This window comes from Actinoplanes sp. NPDC049599, from assembly GCF_044465625.1.
GTDB lineage: Bacteria > Actinomycetota > Actinomycetes > Mycobacteriales > Micromonosporaceae > Actinoplanes.
The window spans coordinates 267,222-283,672 of record NZ_JBITLX010000001.1 but is presented as its reverse complement, the minus strand read 5'-3'; the positions used below and the strand labels follow the sequence as shown (position 1 = coordinate 283,672).

Sequence of the window (16,451 nt, the reverse complement as noted above, 5' to 3'; positions counted from 1 at the left end):
CGGCCGGCCCGGATGATGCGACGATGATCCGCGATGGTCGCTTCGGAGGAGACCACACCGCCGGCCTGGTGGCGCCGCGCCCCGGCCGTGGTGGCCGTCGTGGTGCTCATTCTCGGCGTTGAGCTGGTCGTCGGCTGGTCGGCGCTGGACGAGGCGATCCGGCAGCTGCGCACCCCGGCCTGGAACTGGGTCGCGGGCGCCGTGCTCGCCGAGATCGCCTCGATGGGCACGTACGCGCGGATGCAGCAGGCGCTGCTGCGCGGCGCCGGCACCTCCGTCCCGGTCCGCCGGCACGTGGCGCTGGCGTACGCGGCACACTCGCTGAGCGCGACGCTGCCCGGCGGGCCCGTCTTCTCCACCGCCTTCAACTTCCGGACGCTGCGCCGCTACGGCGCCTCGTCGGCGGTCGCCTCCTGGTGCATCGCGCTCAGCGGGGTGCTGTCGGCGGGCGCGCTGGTGGTGATCGGCGCGGTGTTCGGCATCCTGACCCGCAGCACCGGCAGCTGGCAGACCCTGGTCGGCTACATGGGCGGCGCGCTGGTGGTCGCGTTCCTGGTGCGCCTGGTGGCCAAGCACCCGGAGCTGCTGATCGGACCGGCCCGGCGGATGCTCAGCGGCGTCAACCGGGTGCGCCGGCGACCCGCGGGGTCCGGGCACGCCCGGCTGGTGAGCTTCGTGGACCAGCTGCGCTCGGTGCGGGTCCGCCCGGCCGACTTCAGCTTCGCGGTCGTGCTGGCCGTGGCGAACTGGCTGCTGGACGCGCTGTGCCTGTGGATGTGCTGCATCGCGGTCGGCGCCACCGACATCCATCCCGCGCAGCTGGTCATCGCGTACTGCGCGGGGATGGCCGCGGCCAGCCTGCCGATCGTGCCGGGCGGGCTCGGCGTGGTCGACGGCGCGCTTGTCCTCGGCCTGGTCGCGGGCGGCCTGACCAGCAGTTCGGCGCTCGCGACGGTGGTGCTCTACCGGCTGATCAGCTTCGGCTTCATCATCGGTACGGGCTGGCTGGTCTGGCTGATCATGCGGGCTAGGGCAGGTACTCCTCGGGGCGTGCCGGTGTAGCCGCGGCGCCACCGCGTTTGCCGAAGAGCTTCCAGCCGCGCTTCTTCTTCTCCGGCGCCCGGACGCTCTCGCCGTTGAGCACCGCGAGCCGGTGCTGCGCGACCGGGTTCTCCGGCTCCAGCCGCAGCGAGATCAGGAACGCCTGGCGGGCCTGGTCGGCGTGGCCCATCGCGTCCAGCGTCACGCCGTGAGTGAAGTAGTAGTGCGCCTCGTTGGGCTCCAGCCCGATCGCGGTCCGGGCGGCCTGCTCCGCGTCCGCGTACTGGCGGTCGGCGGCCAGCAGGGACCAGGCGACCCGGTCGTGCCAGAGCGGGTTCTTCGGCTCGACGATGACGGCCCGGTAGGCCATGGTCACCGCCTCCTCGTGCCGGCCGAGCAGCGTGAGCGCGCGGCTCGCGGTGGCCAGCGGGCGGGGGTCCTCGGGCACCAGGGCGATCGCCCGGTTGGCCGCCTCCAGCGCCCGGTCCACCTCGTCCAGCACCAGCCGGATGCGGGCCAGCAGGATCCAGCCGGCCGCGGACTCCGGGTCGGCGGCCAGCACCGGCTCGAGGTGCGCCGCCGCGGCCGCGGGGTCGACCCGCTCGAACAGGGCGGCGGCCCGCGCGACCCCGATCTCCGTCGGCGTGCTCAGCCCGGGCCCGCCGGGCTGCTGCACCCGCGGTCGCGCCGCGTCCAGGTCGGTCATCGCCCTGCTCCGGAGTTAAAGCTCACACCGTCATCATCGGCACGCCGGGCGCTATTCTGAGCGGTTTCCGCGAAACCCACCCAGCAGGAGCACCCCCGCCAGCGCCAGGCAGGCCGCCGCCCCGGCCGGCGCCCGGCAGGCCAGCAGCACGGTCCCGATCAGCACCATAACCAGCGCCGGGACCACCATGGTCCGGTTGCCCGAACTGCGCCGGGCGCGCCGTGGGCGGAGCGGCTTCAGCGCGGCCAGCTGCTGCCTCGCCGCGGCGTGCCGCGGGTCCCGGGCGAGCACCGCGAACAACGTGCGCCGGGCCCGGCCGCGGTCGCCGAGACCGGCCTGGGCCGCGGCCAGGATCAGCAGCCGGTCGACCCCGGCCGGCTCCAGCTCGGCGGCGGTCCGGGCGGCTTCCTCGGCTTCGGCGAACCGCCCGGCGGTGAGCAGGGCGCGGGCCCGCCGGTCGTACCCGGCGGCGTCGAGGTCTCGGGTCACCCGCCTGACGTCGGCAGCCACCCCGCCGACCTGAGGTGGTCGTGCGGCTCGATGTCGGGCACCGAGGCGTACGCCCGCACCGGGAACGTGCCGAAGCCGGACACCCGGGGCGGTGCGGCCGTGAACCGGGCACCCGTGGGCGGCAGGTTCTCCAGGCCGGTGAGGTGTTCCACGATCGGGATGCCGGCGGCGAGCAGCAGCGTGTGCGCGGGCCGGGGCCCGGCGGGCGTCATGTCGTCGATGTTGATCGCGTCGATGCCGACCAGCGCGGCGCCGTGGTCGACCAGCCACTGCGCCCCGGCGCCGCTGAGGTACGGCGCTTCGACCGCGTACTCCGGGGTGGCCCAGTGCCGGTCGCCGCCGGTGTGCAGCAGCACCGCCCGGCCCGCCACGGCCAGCCCTTCCAGCGCGTCGACGCCGACCTCGCGGACGCCGCTGCCCGCCGTACGGACCACGACGGCGGGCAGGTCGGCGAGCCGTTCCAGGGGCAGGCCGGCCAGGTCGGCGCCGTCGGGGTAGCGGTGGAACGGGCTGTCCAGATAGGTGCCGGTGTTGCCGACCATGGTGATCCGGTCGATGGCGAACTCGGTGCCGGGGGCGTACACCCCGCGGGACGCCTCCCGGGTCAGGTGCGGGGTGATCTCCGGGACCGGCAGCCCGGGCAGCGTGACCAGGCCCGCGCCGATGACGTGGCTGAGCTCCACCCAGCGCCGCCGGTCCGGGTCCGCCGGGCCGGCCGGGGTGCCCTGGTGCGGCTCGGCGAAGATCCGGACGTGGCGCACCTCGACCCGGTCGACCCCGGACAGCCGGCACGCCGCCACGAACAGCGCGGCGATCTCCGCCTCGGCCGGCTCGGCGTGCGGCACGTCCACCCGGAAGGCCTGCGCGTGCAGGCCGCCGCCCGCGCTGAACGTGACGGTGGCGTCGAACTCGGCCCGGTGCTGCAGCACAATGTCTCCCCTGCTAGGTGAGCTCGATGACGGCTTCCACGAGCAGCCAGACGCCGAAGATAGCGAAGAGCGCGGCGGCGCCGTACTTGATGGCCTTCTCCGGCAGGTGCCGGCCGAGCAGCCGGCCGACCAGGATGGCCAGCGCGTCCGCGGCGACCATGCCGAGGGTGGAGCCGAGCCAGGTGCCGAACCAGCCGTGCTGGGTGGCCAGCGTGATGGTGGCGAGCATCGTCTTGTCGCCCAGCTCGGCGAGGAAGAACGCGCCGCCGACGGCCAGGATCGCCGACCCGGTCGAGCGTTCGGCCTTGGTCTTCTCCTCGTCGGTGAGCTTGTCACCGCGCAGCGTCCAGGCGCCGAAGGCGAGGAAGGCGAGGCCGGCGACCAGCGAGATCCAGCCGGTCGGCAGGGCGGCGCCGAGGCCGTAGCCGATGCCGACCGAGACGGCGTGCACGATCGCGGTGGCGACGGTGATGCCGATCAGCACCGGCACGGTCTTGAAGCGGGTGGCGAAGGTCATCGCCATGAGCTGGGACTTGTCACCCAGCTCGGCGACGAAGATCACCGCGAAACTGACCGCGGTGGCGGCGAGGAAACCGTCCATGAGAACTCCCGGTGAGCGGCAGACCGGGACTCGGGCGCGGGGCGACCTCGACCCGGCCGGCATGAAGACGCGGCCAAGTCGAAGGTCTCGCTCGCCCCGGAGAACCGAGGCCGCGTGGCCGGGCTCTCGGACCGCAGAGCCAGTATGTCGACCACGACGTTGGGAGCTACTCCCCTTCGCAAAAGCCACCCTACCGGGGCGGGCCGCCGATCCGATCACGCCGGCCGTGTGAGCCTGCAGACAGCGCCGGGACCAGCCGAGCGGCTGGTCCCGGCGCGTGCGGCCCGGCTAGCGGATGTGCTGCTGCAGCTCGAGGCGGGTCTGCAGGGCCCTGCTCCCGGCTCGCTCGGTGGCACCGGCGGCCGCGGCCGGGGTCGGGTCCGGCGGCGCGATCGGCTTGCAGCGCTTATCCGCCCGGTCCGCCTTCACCCGCCGGGGCAGTGCGCCCGTCGCCAGGTAGTCGGCGATCGTGTTGTCCACGCAGGCGTTGCCGAACAGCGAGCCCGCGTGGGTGGTGCCGCCGACGCCCTCGATCAGGGCCGAGCGCGGGAAGCGCTTGCGGACCTCCAGGCTGCCGGAGAACGGGGTGGCCGCGTCCAGGGTCTCGCTGATCAGCAGGACCGGCGGGGCCGCGAGGCCGCTGACCCGCACCGGCTCGCCGGCGGGCGCGGCCCAGTCCCGGCAGGGCGCGTTGTACCAGGCGTTGCCCCACGTCTCGAACGGCGCGCTCCGGTGCACCCGCCAGTTGTCCCGCTGCCAGCGCCGCCAGGAGGCGGGCCACTGCACGTCGGTGCACTGCACCGCGAGGTAGATGGCGTAGTTGTTGTCGGCGCCGGCCTTCTCCGGGTTGGCGTCGTCGAAGAGCTTCCGCAGCGCCGCCGGGTCCTTGTCGTTGACCCAGCTCGCGAACGCCGCCGCGACCGTCTCCCAGCCGAAGACGTAGTAGCCGGCCTGGAGGAAGACGTCGGTCAGCTCGGCCGGGCCGATGACCCCGTCGGCCGGCTTGCGGGCCAGCTTCGCCTGCTCGGCGTAGAACAGCTTCTCGACCCGCTTCGCGGTGTTGCCGAGGTGGTAGACGTCGTCGTGGTCGGCCACCCAGCGGAAGTAGACCTTGATGTTGCGGTCGAACGCGATGTCCTGGTCCAGGTTGGCGTCGTACCAGACCCGGTCCGGGTTCACGTTGCCGTCGAGCACCATCCGGCGGACCCGCTGCGGGTAGCGGGTGGCATACACCTGGCCGAGGTACGTGCCGTACGAGAAGCCGTAGAAGTTGATCTGCTCCGCGCCGAGCGCGGCCCGCAGGGCGTCCATGTCGCGCACGGTGTCGGTGGTCCGCAGGTGCCGGAGCAGCGCGCCGCCGTTCTTGGCGCACGCCGCCGCGTAGCCCTTGGCCCGGGCCAGCCAGGCCTTCTCGATCGCCCGGGTGCCGGGCAGGTACGGCGGCCGCGGATACCGCAGGTACTTGATGTCGCAGGTGAGCGCCGGCTTGCTTGCACCGACGCCACGCGGGTCGAAGCCGATCCAGTCGTACGCGGCGCCGGCCTGCTTCGGGACCAGCTCGCCGAGCACCGACAGCGACCGGCCGGCGCCGCCGGGGCCGCCGGGGTTGATCAGCATGACGCCCTGGTACCGGCTGTCCGGCACCGAGTGCTTGATCCGGGAGACGGCCAGCTTGATGGTCCGGCCGGCCGGCGCCGAGTAGTCCAGCGGGACGGTGAGGAAGCCGCACTCGGCCGACCGGGCCTTGAGGGTGTCGTTCTCGCACGCGCCCCAGGAGATCGCGGGGTACCCGGAGGTGCCGCGTGGCGGCTCCGCCTGCGCGCCGGACGCGACGGCCGCGCCGCCCAGCGCCAGCGCGAACGTGGCGGCAGTCGCCAGAAGTCTCTTCATGCCCAGCCCTTCGTGTCGGTTCGCCCCATATGCTCCGGCGCGGACGACTGCTTAACAGCCGTCCACGCCGGGGGGTTACCACGAAAGAGCTGGTCGACCGGGCCCGCCGGAGCCGCCGGGCGGCCGGCGCGACCCGAGCCGGCCACCCGGACGCGCGGCGCGGGAATGCCACGTGAACTATGACCGAAATGTAACGTTGCGGTTATGGACTGGCTGCATCCCCTGATGGGGACCACCACCATGGACGGCCGGGCACCCCAGGCGTACATGGTTGCCCTGCAGCACGTCGTGGTCACCCTGGACGGCGACCCGGCCTGGCGGCGCTGGTGGGACGCGGCCGGCGTACCGGAGTGTGAGCTGGGGATCGTCGCCGAGGGCCCGCTTGATCACCTGCGCCCGAGCGCCGACATCTGCAAGGTCAGCGGCAAGCTGCGGGCCAACTTCACCTGCGCCGCGCCGGACGCCGACAGCCGCCGGCCGACGGAGCTGTTCCCGCTGGCGGTGCACGAGGTCACCGGCATGTTCGAGGTGATCCGCGAGGCGATGGGGCTGGGCGCGCTGCCGCCGGTGCCGCCGCTGCCGGACCTGCCGGACGACGCCCGCGAGCTGGCGGTGACCCGCCGGGCGCTGCCGCCGGAGACCGGCGAGGTGGACCCGCAGGGCTACCTGACCCTCACTCAGATCCGGGAGTTCTTCGGCGAGGAGACCCCGCCGGCCCGGTGAGTTCCTCGCCGCCGACCCGTTCCGGCCGGTGGGCGCCGGGCAGGCGCTGCCGGGGCAGGGCGGGCAGGGTCGGGGTCACCACCACCGCGGCGCCGCCCAGCCCGATGCCGGCGTAGACCACCGGCGCCGTGCGGCGCAGCGCGAGCCCGGAGCCGAGGCCGGCCAGGACCGCGGCCCCGGCCGCGGCGAGGCCGATCCACACCCGGAGCATCGGTACGCCGAGCAGCGCCGGAAGGTCCCGGGCGGCGAGATAGCCCAGCACGCCCAGCCCGACCGTGCCGATCGTCGGGGCGAACAGCCGCTGCCACGCCCCTTCGCCGTTCGGGCTGCGGTTGAGGAACAGCAGCGCCGCCAGCGAGGTCGCGGTCAGCACCGCCAGGATGCCCAGCCCACCGGCCGTGCCCAGCCCGCGCCCCGGGACCAGGCCGGCGTACGCGCACCCGCCGAGCGCCGCCCCGAGCACCGCCGACTGCGCGAGCGAGGCCACCGCCGGGGTACGGCCGAACGCCGCGGGCAGCACCCGTTCCCGGCCCAGCGCCACCAAGTGACGCACGATCACCTGGTGCAGCGCCAGCGCCGCCGCCAGCAGGCCGGTGACCAACGTGACCCGGCCCAGGGTGACGGCCCAGGGCGCCAGCCGGTCCGCCGCCAGGCCGACCATCAGCTCCGGCCCGCGGGCACCGGCCAGCGCCACGATCCGGTCCGGGCCGGCCGCCACGCCCATCGCCCACGCCGCCGCCCCGGTGAGCACAGTGGTCAGCACGACGCAGAGGTACGTCGCCCGGCGCGGGTGCCGCGTCTGGTCGCCGTAGCCGGCGGCCGTCTCGAAGCCGACGAAGCTCAGGGCCGCGCCGACCAGCAGCAGGCCCAGCACCGGACGCGGCACGTCGGCCAGCGCGGCGGGTGACACCGTCGTCCAGGCCGATCCGGCGCCGGACGGGTGCAGCAGGTTCGCCGCGCCGTACCCGACGATCACCACCGTCTCCCCCAGCACCAGCACCGCGATCAGCCAGGCCGTGACGGCACCCCGGACCAGGCCGCAGCCCGCCACCACGGCCCAGCAGCCGGCCGCGACGGCCCACCACGGCACGCCGACGCCGAACCAGGTGTCCAGCAGCGGCGCCGCGGCCGCGCCGGCCAGGCCGTAACACGCGAGCTGGAGGGTGGCGTAGGAGAGCAGCGCCAGCCAGGCGGCGGCGAGACCGAGCGGGCGGCCCAGGCCCCGGGCGACGACGGAGTACAGCGGGCCGGGGTGCGGCATCCGCCGGGCCGCCGCGAGGTAGCCGGACGCGAAGGTGAGCAGCAGCAGGCCGAGGCCGGCGAAGAGCAGCGGCTCGGCGGTCAGGCCTGCGGCGTACCCGGCCGGCACCACGCCGCTGACGACGGCCAGCGGAGCCGTGACGGCCAGCGCGAGCAGGACGACGGGCGCGCCGGCGAGCCGCCCGGCGGCCGGTGGGTGAGGCGGGGGCACCGCTTCATTGACACCCGGACCGGCCGCCGTTGACAACCACTAGTGATCAATTACTAACTGATAGTGACAAGATTGGCACATCACGGCTCGATGATGATCTTCCGGCCCACCCCGGCCCGGAACTGGTCGAGCGCCTCGGCGTAGCGGTCCAGCGGGAACCGGTGGCTGATGAAGACCTCCGGCGGCAGCACCCCCGCCGCCATCAGCTCGCCGGCCCGGTCGAAGCTGTGCAGCACGGCCATCGAGCCGGTGATGGTGATCTCGCGCCGGTAGATCTCGTACGGCTCGATCTCCACCCGCGCGTCGTACCCGGCGACCCCGAACTGCAGGAACGTCCCGCCCCGGCCGACCCGGGCGAGCCCGTCGCGGATGGCCGGCGCGGCGCCCGTGCAGTCGATCACGATGTCCCAGCCGCGCGGCGCGTCCAGCTCGGCGGCATCGGTCACCGCCGCGCTGCAGCCGAGCCGCTTGGCCGTCTCCAGCCGGTCCGGGTTGAGATCCACCATGGACACCGTGGCCGCGCCGGCCCGCTTGGCCAGCTCCAGCATCATCAGCCCCATCGTGCCGGAGCCGTAGATCAGGAAGTTGTCGGCCAGCCGGCGGGGCAGCACGTCGAAGCCGCGTACCGCGCAGGAGAGCGGCTCGATCAGCGCGGCGTCCCGGGCCGGCAGGTGCGCCGGCAACGGGAACAGGTTCGCCATCGGGGCGGCCACGAACTCGGCGGCGGCCCCGCTGCGGGACACCCCGATCGCGTTCCAGTTCTCACACTGGTTGCCGCGGGACCGCTTGCAGTAGTAGCAGTACCCGCAGTAGAGCGACGGGTCGACCGCGACCTGGTCGCCGACCGCGTAGCCGTCGACCCGCGTCCCGATCGCGACGATCTCGCCGGCGAACTCGTGGCCCGGCACGATCGGGAACGCGGGCGCGAACTCGCCGTCCATGATGTGCAGGTCGGTGCCGCAGATCCCGACCGCGGCCGGCTTGACCACCACGTCGTACGGCCCCGGGGTGGGATCCGGCACGGTCTCCACCGAGATCGTGCCGGGGGTGACAACGACGGCTGCCTTCACTTGACCGCTCCCATCGAGAGTCCGCGGACCAGCTTGTTCTGGGCCACCCAGCCGGCCAGCAGCACCGGCAGCGAGAGCAGCACGGCCGCGGCGGACAGGTCGGCGAGGAACGGGCCCCGGCCGGAGATGAAGCCGAGCAGGAAGATCGGCGCCGTGCTGGCGTTGGTGTCGGTCAGGTTGACCGCCAGGAAGAACTCGTTCCAGGTGAAGATGAAGCAGATCAGCGCGGTGGCGGCCAGGCCGGGCGAGACGATCGGCAGCACGATCTTCCGAATCGAGGTGATCAGGCCGGCGCCGTCGACCTCGCCGGCCTCCAGCACCTCGCGCGGCACCTCCAGCAGGAACGACCGCATCATCCAGATCGCCAGCGGCAGGTTCATCGACGTGTAGAGGATGACCATCGTCCAGATGTTGTCCTTCATGCCGATCTTCACCGTCAGCAGGTACACCGGCAGTACGGCGGCGACCACCGGCATCATCTTGGTGGAGATGAAGAAGAACAGCGCGTCGCTCCACTTGGCGACCGGCCGCAGGCTCAGCGCGTACGCCGCCGGGGTCGCCAGCACCACCACCAGCAGCGTGGAGAACACGCTGGCCATCAGCGAGTTCAGCAGGAACGGCGTGATGTTGCTGTCGAAGACGTTGGCGAAGTGGTCGAGCGTGGGCGTGAAGAACCAGACCGGCGGGTTGGTGGTCACGTCCTTGGCCTGCTTGAGGCTGGTCAACAGCATCCAGATGACCGGGAAGACGAAGATGATCCCGGCGATCCAGGCCACCACGCCCCAGGCCGCGTCCCCGATCTTCCGCCGGCTCGCGGTAGCGGTGCTCATCGGCCCTCCTCCACCCGGAACAGACCCGAGATGACCCGCAGGGCGAAGGTCGCCACGATGATCGTCAGGATCACCACGACGACGCCGGCCGCGGAGGCCTCGCCGTACTCGAACTTGCTGAAGATGGTCTGGTAGATCTCGTACGGCAGGTTGGTGGTCGCCGTGCCGGGACCGCCCTGGGTGATCGTGTAGATCGCGTCGAACGTGTTCACCAGGTAGATCGAGCCGAGCAGCGCGCCCAGCTCCAGGTACTGCCGCAGGTGCGGCAGCGTCATCCGGGTGAAGATCCGCCAGGCGTTGGCGCCGTCCACCCGGGCCGCCTCCAGCACGTCGTTGCTCTGCGACTGCAGACCGGCCAGCAGGATCAGCATCATGAACGGCGTCCACTGCCACACCAGCGTGGTGATGATGGCGGTCTTCGGGTACGAGGTCGCCCACGCGGTGCTGCCCCCGAAGATGCCGTTGATCAGGCCGTAGTCCGGGTTGTAGATGCCGTGCTTCCAGAGCAGCGCGGCCGCCACCGGCATGATCAGGAACGGCGTGATCAGCATGGTCCGGACGATGGACCGGCCGAGGAACTTGCGATCCAGCAGGATGGCCAGGGCCAGCCCCAGGATCATCGAGAAGATGACCGCGCCGGCCGTGAGCAGCACCGTGTTCAGCAGCGCGGACCGCAGCCGGTCATCGGTGAGCACAGTGACGTAGTTGTCGAAGCCGACGAACTTCTTCGAACCCGGGCGCAGCGCGTTCCAGCTCAGCGTGGAGAAGTAGATCGTGACCAGGAACGGCACCTGGGTCACGATGATGGCGAAGACGAGTGCGGGCAGCAGCGGCGCGCGCCGCACCCAGCGTTCCTTGGCGCCCCCCTTGCGGGAGACGGGCGGCGGTGCCTGCGTCTGCTCGTCCGCCCGGGTGATGACGTCGGTCATTTCTGGCCTTCCGGTCGGTGCGGGGGTGCCGCCGCAGCGGCACCCCCGCGGGCACTACTTGTAGTTCTTCGCCACTGCCTCGGCGAGTTTCTGTCCGTCGTTCAGTGCCTCGTCGACCGTCTTGCTGCCGGCGAGGGCGGCGCTGAGCTCCTGCGAGAGCTTGGTGCCGAGGTCCGCGAACTCCGGGATGCCGACGAACTGCACGCCCAGCGCGGGCCGGGGCTGCAGGCCGGGGTTGGTCGGGTTGGCGTTCTCGATCGAGCCGAGCGTGATGTCCGCGAAGGCCTTGGCGGACTCCTTGTACTCCGGGATCGAGTACGTCGAGGTGCGCTTACCGGACGGCAGCCGGGACCAGCCGAGCTTCTCGCCGACCAGCTTCTCGTACTCCTTGCTGGTCGCCCACGAGATGAACTTCCAGGCGTTGTCGGACTTCTTGGTGGTCTTGGGCATCGCGAACGCCCAGGTCCACAGCCAGCCGGAGTACTCGGTCTTGTTGACCGGCGCGTACGCGTAGCCGACCTTGCCGGCGACCTTGGACGAGTTCGGGTCCTCGAGCGTGCCGGCCGCGGAGGTGGCGTCGTACCACATGGCCGCCTTGCCCTGGCCGAACGTGTTCAGGCACTCGGTGAAGCCGGCCTGCGGGGCGCCCGCCTCGCCGTGCTTCTTGACCAGGTCGACGTAGAAGTTGGCGGCTTCCTTGAACTCCGGCGCGTTGACCTTCGGCGTCCAGTCCTTCTCGAACCAGGTGCCGCCGTAGGTGTTGACCACTGTGGTCAGCGGGGCGAACATCTCGCCCCAGCCGGGCAGGCCGCGCAGGCAGATGCCGGCGACGCCCTTGTTCTTGTCGTCGAGCTTGGCGGCGAAGTCCGCGACCTGCGCCCAGGTCGGCTTCTCCGGCATGGTGAGGCCCTTGGCCTCGAACATCTCCTTGTTGTACATGAGGAACGACGACTCGCCGTAGAACGGCGCCGCGTACATCTTGCCGTCGTCGCTGGTCAGCGATTGCACCATCGGCTTGATCAGGTCGGCGGTGTCGTACGCCGCGTCGGCGCCCGCCTGCGTCGACAGTTCGTGCAGCCAGCCGTTCTTCGCCCAGATCGGCACCTCGTACGCGCCGACGGTGACGGCGTCGTACTGCCCGCCCTGGTTGGCGACGTCCTGGGTGACCTTGTCGCGCAGCTCGTTCTCGGGAAGGATCGTGAACTTGACCGTGACGCCGCTCTGCTTGGTGAAGTTGTCGGCGGTGAGCTTCTGGATGTCCTCCATCTGCGGGTTGCCGACCATGAGCACGGTGATGGTGTTGTCGGCCGCGTCGCCGCCGCCGGTCGAGCCGGCGCCCGAGCAGCCGGAGAGCACGAGGGCCCCGGCGGTGGCTCCGGCAATCAGCAGAGAAAGTTTCTTACCTGGTTTCTGCACAGCAGATCCTCCGTTATACAGACATGCACGAGCCGTGCCGGCGATCACCATTGCCGGCAGTAAAGGGTGAAAGGTATTTCGCTTTAGACCCGGATCACCTGTGGTCCGAGCCGTGCATAGCGGTGCGCCTCGGATGCCGGCAGGCCGGTGTCCGTGACCAATGATTCGAAATCCGATACCTCGGCGAAACGGCAGAACGTGCGAACGCCGAATTTCGTGTGCAGGCCGGCGAATATCCGCCGGCGGGCGGCCCGGACGGCGTGCGCCTTGATGTCGGCGACGGCCGGGTCCGGGGTGGTCAGGCCCACCTCGCGGGAGATGCCGTTGGCGCCGACGAAGGCGAGATCGATGACGAACCCGGCGAGCATGCCGCTGGCCCAGTGGTCGACCGTGGCCAGCGTGCGGCCCCGGACCCGGCCCCCGAGCAGCAGGACTGTCGCCGGTGAGGAGGTGGCGAGCCACGCCGCGGTGTTCAGCGAGGCGGTGACGATGGTGAGCGGGCGGTCGGTGGGCAGGGCCTCCGCGATCAGCTGCGGGGTGAAGCCCTCGTCGATGAAGATGGTCTCCGCGTCCCCGAGCAGGCCGACCGCCGCGGCCGCGATCCGCCTCTTCTCGGGCACTCCCCGGGTGGTGCGCATGGCCAGATCGGTCTCGAATTTCGCGGTCTCCACCGGATACGCGCCGCCGTGCGTACGCCGGAGCAGTCCGTGCTTTTCGAGCAATCGCAGATCGCGCCGAATGGTCTCGGCGGAAACCGTCAGTTCGGCGGCGAGCTTGGCGACGTCGACCTCGCCGGCGCGACGCGCGATGGCGACGATCTGGTGCTGGCGTTCTTCCGCGTTCACATCCGCACCTCCGGCCGCCCACAGCTGGCATTCGCTTTGTGCGCGGCTGCCGTGGACCATTTGTAACACCGGGGAAACGTGTGGCCCCCATCACAGACCCGGCTGATTCGGTGGTTCTCTGCCCGCTTCGGTACGGCCGCGACCCGCTCGATATCATCCCATCGGCGGTCGAAACCGGATGAAAGTCATGCCCGAATGATCAAAATTCATGCCCGACCGCTGCCCGGTGGTGTGAACTCGGTAGACCGAAGCGGTTCTGATCGGGCGTTCGACGCCCGCCCGGCCCCCTCCGGGGTTGTTACCGGAGCTTTATCAGGCCCCCGGTGTGGGATCGGGAACCGCGGCGCCCGGAAAACGGTCACGCCGACACCTCAGATCCACCCCGAGGGAACCGACAGTCTGGGTCATGGGCATGCTTGCAACTCAGCAACTGACGGAGTTCCTCTCCGCCGTCGCTGACCGGCCGGACGGACCGGCCGCGCAGTACGCGGCCGTCGAATGTGCGGCACGCGCCCTCGAAGCCGAGGTCGCCGTGCTGATCATCGACGAGCGCGTGGTCGCCACCGTCGGCGTGACCGCCGACCAGGTAGGCCCGGCCGTGCTCACCGAGATCGCCGCCGGTCGCCGCAGCATCCTGCAACTGGCCGGCAACGCGTACGCGGTCACCGGCGCGACCCTGGGCGGCCAGGCGCCCGGCGCCCTGGTGCTGGGCCGCACCGGGCCGGACTTCACCGACCAGGACGTCTGCCTGCTCCGCGGCATGGCCCGGGTCCTCGAACTCAGTCTGCAGGCCCTGCACGTGATCGAGTCGGAGCGCCGGCAGGCCCGGGAGAACGGCAAGCTGGCCGACTCGCTGCAGGAGCGCCAGCGCCTCTTCGAACACCTGACCCGGATCCAGCGGCTGATCGCCCGCCGCGCCCCGCTCCAGCAGATCCTCGACGGCATCACCGCCAGCGCCGCCGAGCTGCTCGACCTGGAGATGGCCTCGCTGAACCTGCTGGAGCGGGACGACCCGACGGTCGGCTCGATGGTCTCCAGCGTCGGCTTCAGCCCGGACGTGCTGCCCCGGATGAAGCGGGTCCCGCTGCACTCGGCGGGCGTCGCGGGCCTGGCCGTGCTCGGCGATGAGCTGATCATGGTGGAGGACTACGCGAACTCGCCGATCGCCATCCCCGAGGTGGTGCGCTCCAGCATGAAGGCCGTGATGGCCGTCCCCGTGCACGAGAACGGCGAGGTGGTGGGCTGCCTGACCGTCGGCACCTACCGTGGGCCCCGCGAGTGGGACAAGCCCGCCCAGGACATACTGCGGGCGTTCGCCGAACACGTCAGCCTGGCCCTGACCGACGCCCGCACCCTCGAGGCGATGAACGAGGCGTTCCACGACTCGCTGACCGGGCTGGCCAGCCGCGCGCTGTTCCAGGCCCGGATGGACCGCGCGTTCGCCACCGCCGAGCAGGAGAGCGCCGGCGTCGCGATGCTCTTCGTCGACCTGGACCGTTTCAAGGTCGTCAACGACTCCCTGGGCCACGCGGCCGGCGACGACCTGCTGGTGGCGGCGGCCGAACGGATCAAGAAGTGCCTGCGCTCGGCCGACATGGCGGCCCGCCTCGGCGGCGACGAGTTCGCCGTCCTGCTGCCGATGGTGCACGGGCTGGAGGAGGCCGTACCGGTGGCCCGGCGCATCCTCGAGGCCATCCGGGAGCCGTTCGAGATCAACGGCAAGGAGGCCTACGTCAGCTGCAGCGTCGGCGTGGCGCACAGCGTGGCCGCCGGGCACACCGGCCAGGAGCTGATGGTCTCCGCGGACCTGGCCATGTACCAGGCGAAGAAGCAGGGCAAGGACCGCTACGAGATCTTCGAGCCGGCCATGCAGGCGGTGTTCCAGGCCGGCCTGCAGATGGAGGCGGACCTGCGCCGCGCGGTGGTCCGGCACGAGTTCGAGCTGCGCTACCAGCCCATCGTGCACCTGAAGACCGGCGAGACCACCGGCTTGGAGGCGCTGGTCCGCTGGCAGCACCCGGAACGCGGCATCATCCCGCCGCTGGACTTCATCCCGCTCGCCGAGGAGACCGGGATGATCGTCCCGATCGGTGAATGGGTGCTGCGCGAGGCGTGCCGGCAGGCGGCCCGCTGGAACGAACGCCGGGGGGAGGGCAAGCGCCCGCTGACCGTGAGCGTGAACCTGTCCGCGGTGCAGCTCGACCAGGCAGACCTGCCGGAGGTGGTGGCGTCGGCGCTGAGCAACAGCGGCCTGCCGGCCACCAGCCTGGTGATCGAACTGACCGAGTCCCTGCTGGTGGACCACCGCCCGTCGACCCTGCACCAGCTCGAAAAGATCAAAAGCCTGGGGGTACGCCTGGCCATCGACGACTTCGGCACGGGCTACTCGAGCCTGGCGTACCTGCGCCGCTTCCCGATCGACATCATCAAGATCGACAAGTCCTTCGTCGACGACGTGGGCGACGTACCGGCCGCGGCGGCGCTGACCCTGGGCATCATCCAGCTCGGCCAGGCGCTGCACCTGTCCACGATCGCGGAGGGCATCGAGGACGCGGACCAGCTGAGCGAGCTGACGGACGGCAACTGCGAGCTGGGCCAGGGCTACTACTTCGCCGAACCGCTGAACGAGGCGGACATGGGAGAACTCCTCTTCCCGTCCTCGTGACCGCACCCCCTCTCGCAGCGCTCCGTCAGTCGCGCACCGACCCGGTGGTGGTGCCGCGCTCGTCGGTGGCGACGCAGGTGACGCCGCGGTCGCGGTACCAGGACTGCTGCAACGGGTGCAGGTACAGCACCTCGGCCGTGTCAGCGGCGTCCGGGGCGTAGCTCTTGAACTCGGACTTGCAGCGCGTCTCGGCCTGGTCCTGCACGGCGGTGTCACCGGGCCACGGTCCGGAGGGAAGCTCGAAGACGGCGTAGACCTCACCCTCGTGCGGCAGGGTGCACGAGACCACCGGCAGGTCCTCGATGGCGGCGGAGCCCTGAATACCGTTGATGCAGTCGCCCGGCTTGAGCGTGGTGACCGCAACCGTGCCGTTGCCACTGCCGGTGCCGCTGCTGCCGTCGCGGGAGTCGCTGATGATCCCGGCGGTAACTCCGACGACCATGAGCAGCACCCAGCAGCCGGAGAGCACCAGGCCGGCGATGGCCATGCCCCGGCCGGTCTGGCCCCGCTTGCGGATCTGCACGAGCGCGACGATGCCGAAGATGACGCTGAACAGGATGCCGCCGATGATCCCGAAGATGAGCGAGGCAACGGCGAAACCGCTGGTGCCGCCGCTGCCGGGGGCGGGGTAGCCGGGCTGGCCGGAGCCCGGGAAACCTGGGTAGGCACCGGGGGGCGGGGCTCCGTAGGCGGGTCCGGCCTGGGCGCCGTAAGGCAAGGCCGGCTGGGCGCCGTAGGGCTGAGGCGGCTGGGCGCCATAAGGCGAAGCCGGCTGCGCACCGTAGGGCTGAGGCGGCTGCGCACTGTAAGGCTGAGGCGGCTGCG

Annotated in this window: 15 protein-coding genes; 3 read left to right on the top strand and 12 right to left on the bottom strand. The window is 71.5% G+C overall.

What is annotated here, in order from left to right:
* Positions 1-33: 33 nt before the first annotated feature.
* On the top strand, positions 34-1,062 hold the full coding sequence (locus ACIBQZ_RS01305; protein ID WP_396086442.1) for a YbhN family protein: 1,029 nt from the start codon (positions 34-36) through the stop codon (positions 1,060-1,062).
* On the opposite strand, the gene ACIBQZ_RS01300 is transcribed toward ACIBQZ_RS01305, so the two are convergent.
* The 5 genes from ACIBQZ_RS01300 to ACIBQZ_RS01280 form a co-directional block, all read right to left on the bottom strand.
* Complete coding sequence (locus ACIBQZ_RS01300) at positions 1,028-1,747, bottom strand: tetratricopeptide repeat protein (RefSeq protein ID WP_396086441.1); 720 nt, start codon at positions 1,745-1,747, stop codon at positions 1,028-1,030. The two genes, ACIBQZ_RS01305 and ACIBQZ_RS01300, sit on opposite strands and share 35 nt — an antisense overlap.
* A gap of 51 nt (positions 1,748-1,798) precedes the next feature.
* The gene (locus tag ACIBQZ_RS01295) at positions 1,799-2,236 is read right to left on the bottom strand and encodes a hypothetical protein (protein WP_396086440.1); all 438 of its coding nucleotides are present in this window, start codon (positions 2,234-2,236) and stop codon (positions 1,799-1,801) included.
* The gene (locus ACIBQZ_RS01290; RefSeq protein ID WP_396086439.1) at positions 2,233-3,186 is read right to left on the bottom strand and encodes a cyclase family protein; all 954 of its coding nucleotides are present in this window, start codon (positions 3,184-3,186) and stop codon (positions 2,233-2,235) included. The genes ACIBQZ_RS01295 and ACIBQZ_RS01290 overlap by 4 nt, the downstream gene beginning before the upstream one ends.
* A 13-nt stretch (positions 3,187-3,199) precedes the next feature.
* A complete protein-coding gene (locus ACIBQZ_RS01285; RefSeq protein ID WP_396086438.1) occupies positions 3,200-3,787 on the bottom strand; it encodes a TMEM165/GDT1 family protein in 588 nt (195 codons plus the stop codon).
* A gap of 288 nt (positions 3,788-4,075) precedes the next feature.
* Complete coding sequence (locus ACIBQZ_RS01280) at positions 4,076-5,677, bottom strand: alpha/beta hydrolase (RefSeq protein ID WP_396086437.1); 1,602 nt, start codon at positions 5,675-5,677, stop codon at positions 4,076-4,078.
* Positions 5,678-5,881: 204 nt separating this feature from the next.
* Here ACIBQZ_RS01280 and ACIBQZ_RS01275 point away from each other — a divergent pair, with 204 nt between their 5' ends.
* Positions 5,882-6,400 (top strand): hypothetical protein, encoded by a 519-nt coding sequence (locus tag ACIBQZ_RS01275; RefSeq protein WP_396086436.1) that lies wholly within the window; start codon positions 5,882-5,884, stop codon positions 6,398-6,400.
* On the opposite strand, the gene ACIBQZ_RS01270 is transcribed toward ACIBQZ_RS01275, so the two are convergent.
* From ACIBQZ_RS01270 to ACIBQZ_RS01245, 6 genes are all read right to left on the bottom strand, one after another.
* Positions 6,351-7,871, bottom strand: coding sequence for an APC family permease (locus ACIBQZ_RS01270; RefSeq protein WP_396086435.1), 1,521 nt, complete (start codon positions 7,869-7,871; stop codon positions 6,351-6,353). The genes ACIBQZ_RS01275 and ACIBQZ_RS01270 overlap by 50 nt on opposite strands.
* Positions 7,872-7,951: 80 nt before the next feature.
* Positions 7,952-8,941, bottom strand: coding sequence for a zinc-dependent alcohol dehydrogenase family protein (locus ACIBQZ_RS01265; RefSeq protein WP_396086434.1), 990 nt, complete (start codon positions 8,939-8,941; stop codon positions 7,952-7,954).
* Complete coding sequence (locus ACIBQZ_RS01260) at positions 8,938-9,771, bottom strand: carbohydrate ABC transporter permease (protein WP_396086433.1); 834 nt, start codon at positions 9,769-9,771, stop codon at positions 8,938-8,940. The genes ACIBQZ_RS01265 and ACIBQZ_RS01260 overlap by 4 nt, the downstream gene beginning before the upstream one ends.
* Positions 9,768-10,700: a carbohydrate ABC transporter permease gene (locus ACIBQZ_RS01255; RefSeq protein WP_396086432.1), complete on the bottom strand. Its 933-nt coding sequence runs from the start codon at positions 10,698-10,700 to the stop codon at positions 9,768-9,770. Before ACIBQZ_RS01255 ends, ACIBQZ_RS01260 begins: the two co-directional genes overlap by 4 nt.
* 54 nt (positions 10,701-10,754) lie before the next feature.
* On the bottom strand, positions 10,755-12,116 hold the full coding sequence (locus tag ACIBQZ_RS01250) for an ABC transporter substrate-binding protein (protein ID WP_396086431.1): 1,362 nt from the start codon (positions 12,114-12,116) through the stop codon (positions 10,755-10,757).
* An 83-nt stretch (positions 12,117-12,199) separates the two neighbouring features.
* Positions 12,200-13,021, bottom strand: coding sequence for a DeoR/GlpR family DNA-binding transcription regulator (locus ACIBQZ_RS01245; protein ID WP_396086430.1), 822 nt, complete (start codon positions 13,019-13,021; stop codon positions 12,200-12,202).
* Positions 13,022-13,367: 346 nt separating this feature from the next.
* On the opposite strand from ACIBQZ_RS01245, the gene ACIBQZ_RS01240 reads away from it, so the two are divergent.
* Positions 13,368-15,626, top strand: a complete 2,259-nt coding sequence (locus tag ACIBQZ_RS01240) for a putative bifunctional diguanylate cyclase/phosphodiesterase (RefSeq protein WP_396086429.1) — start codon at positions 13,368-13,370, stop codon at positions 15,624-15,626.
* A 25-nt stretch (positions 15,627-15,651) separates the two neighbouring features.
* Here ACIBQZ_RS01240 and ACIBQZ_RS01235 read toward each other — a convergent pair whose 3' ends face one another.
* Positions 15,652-16,344, bottom strand: coding sequence for a DUF4190 domain-containing protein (locus ACIBQZ_RS01235; protein ID WP_396086428.1), 693 nt, complete (start codon positions 16,342-16,344; stop codon positions 15,652-15,654).
* Between the last annotated feature and the right edge of the window lie 107 nt (positions 16,345-16,451).

Bases quoted from the DNA above. Each gene is read 5' to 3' on its own strand.
- ACIBQZ_RS01245 (WP_396086430.1), bottom strand. From the start codon at position 13,021: ATGGTCCACGGCAGCCGCGCACAAAGCGAATGCCAGCTGTGGGCGGCC.
- ACIBQZ_RS01305 (WP_396086442.1), top strand. From the start codon at position 34: ATGGTCGCTTCGGAGGAGACCACACCGCCGGCCTGGTGGCGCCGCGCC.
- ACIBQZ_RS01240 (WP_396086429.1), top strand. From the start codon at position 13,368: ATGGGCATGCTTGCAACTCAGCAACTGACGGAGTTCCTCTCCGCCGTC.
- ACIBQZ_RS01255 (WP_396086432.1), bottom strand. From the start codon at position 10,700: ATGACCGACGTCATCACCCGGGCGGACGAGCAGACGCAGGCACCGCCG.
- ACIBQZ_RS01285 (WP_396086438.1), bottom strand. From the start codon at position 3,787: ATGGACGGTTTCCTCGCCGCCACCGCGGTCAGTTTCGCGGTGATCTTC.
- ACIBQZ_RS01260 (WP_396086433.1), bottom strand. From the start codon at position 9,771: ATGAGCACCGCTACCGCGAGCCGGCGGAAGATCGGGGACGCGGCCTGG.
- ACIBQZ_RS01300 (WP_396086441.1), bottom strand. From the start codon at position 1,747: ATGACCGACCTGGACGCGGCGCGACCGCGGGTGCAGCAGCCCGGCGGG.
- ACIBQZ_RS01275 (WP_396086436.1), top strand. From the start codon at position 5,882: ATGGACTGGCTGCATCCCCTGATGGGGACCACCACCATGGACGGCCGG.
- ACIBQZ_RS01280 (WP_396086437.1), bottom strand. From the start codon at position 5,677: ATGAAGAGACTTCTGGCGACTGCCGCCACGTTCGCGCTGGCGCTGGGC.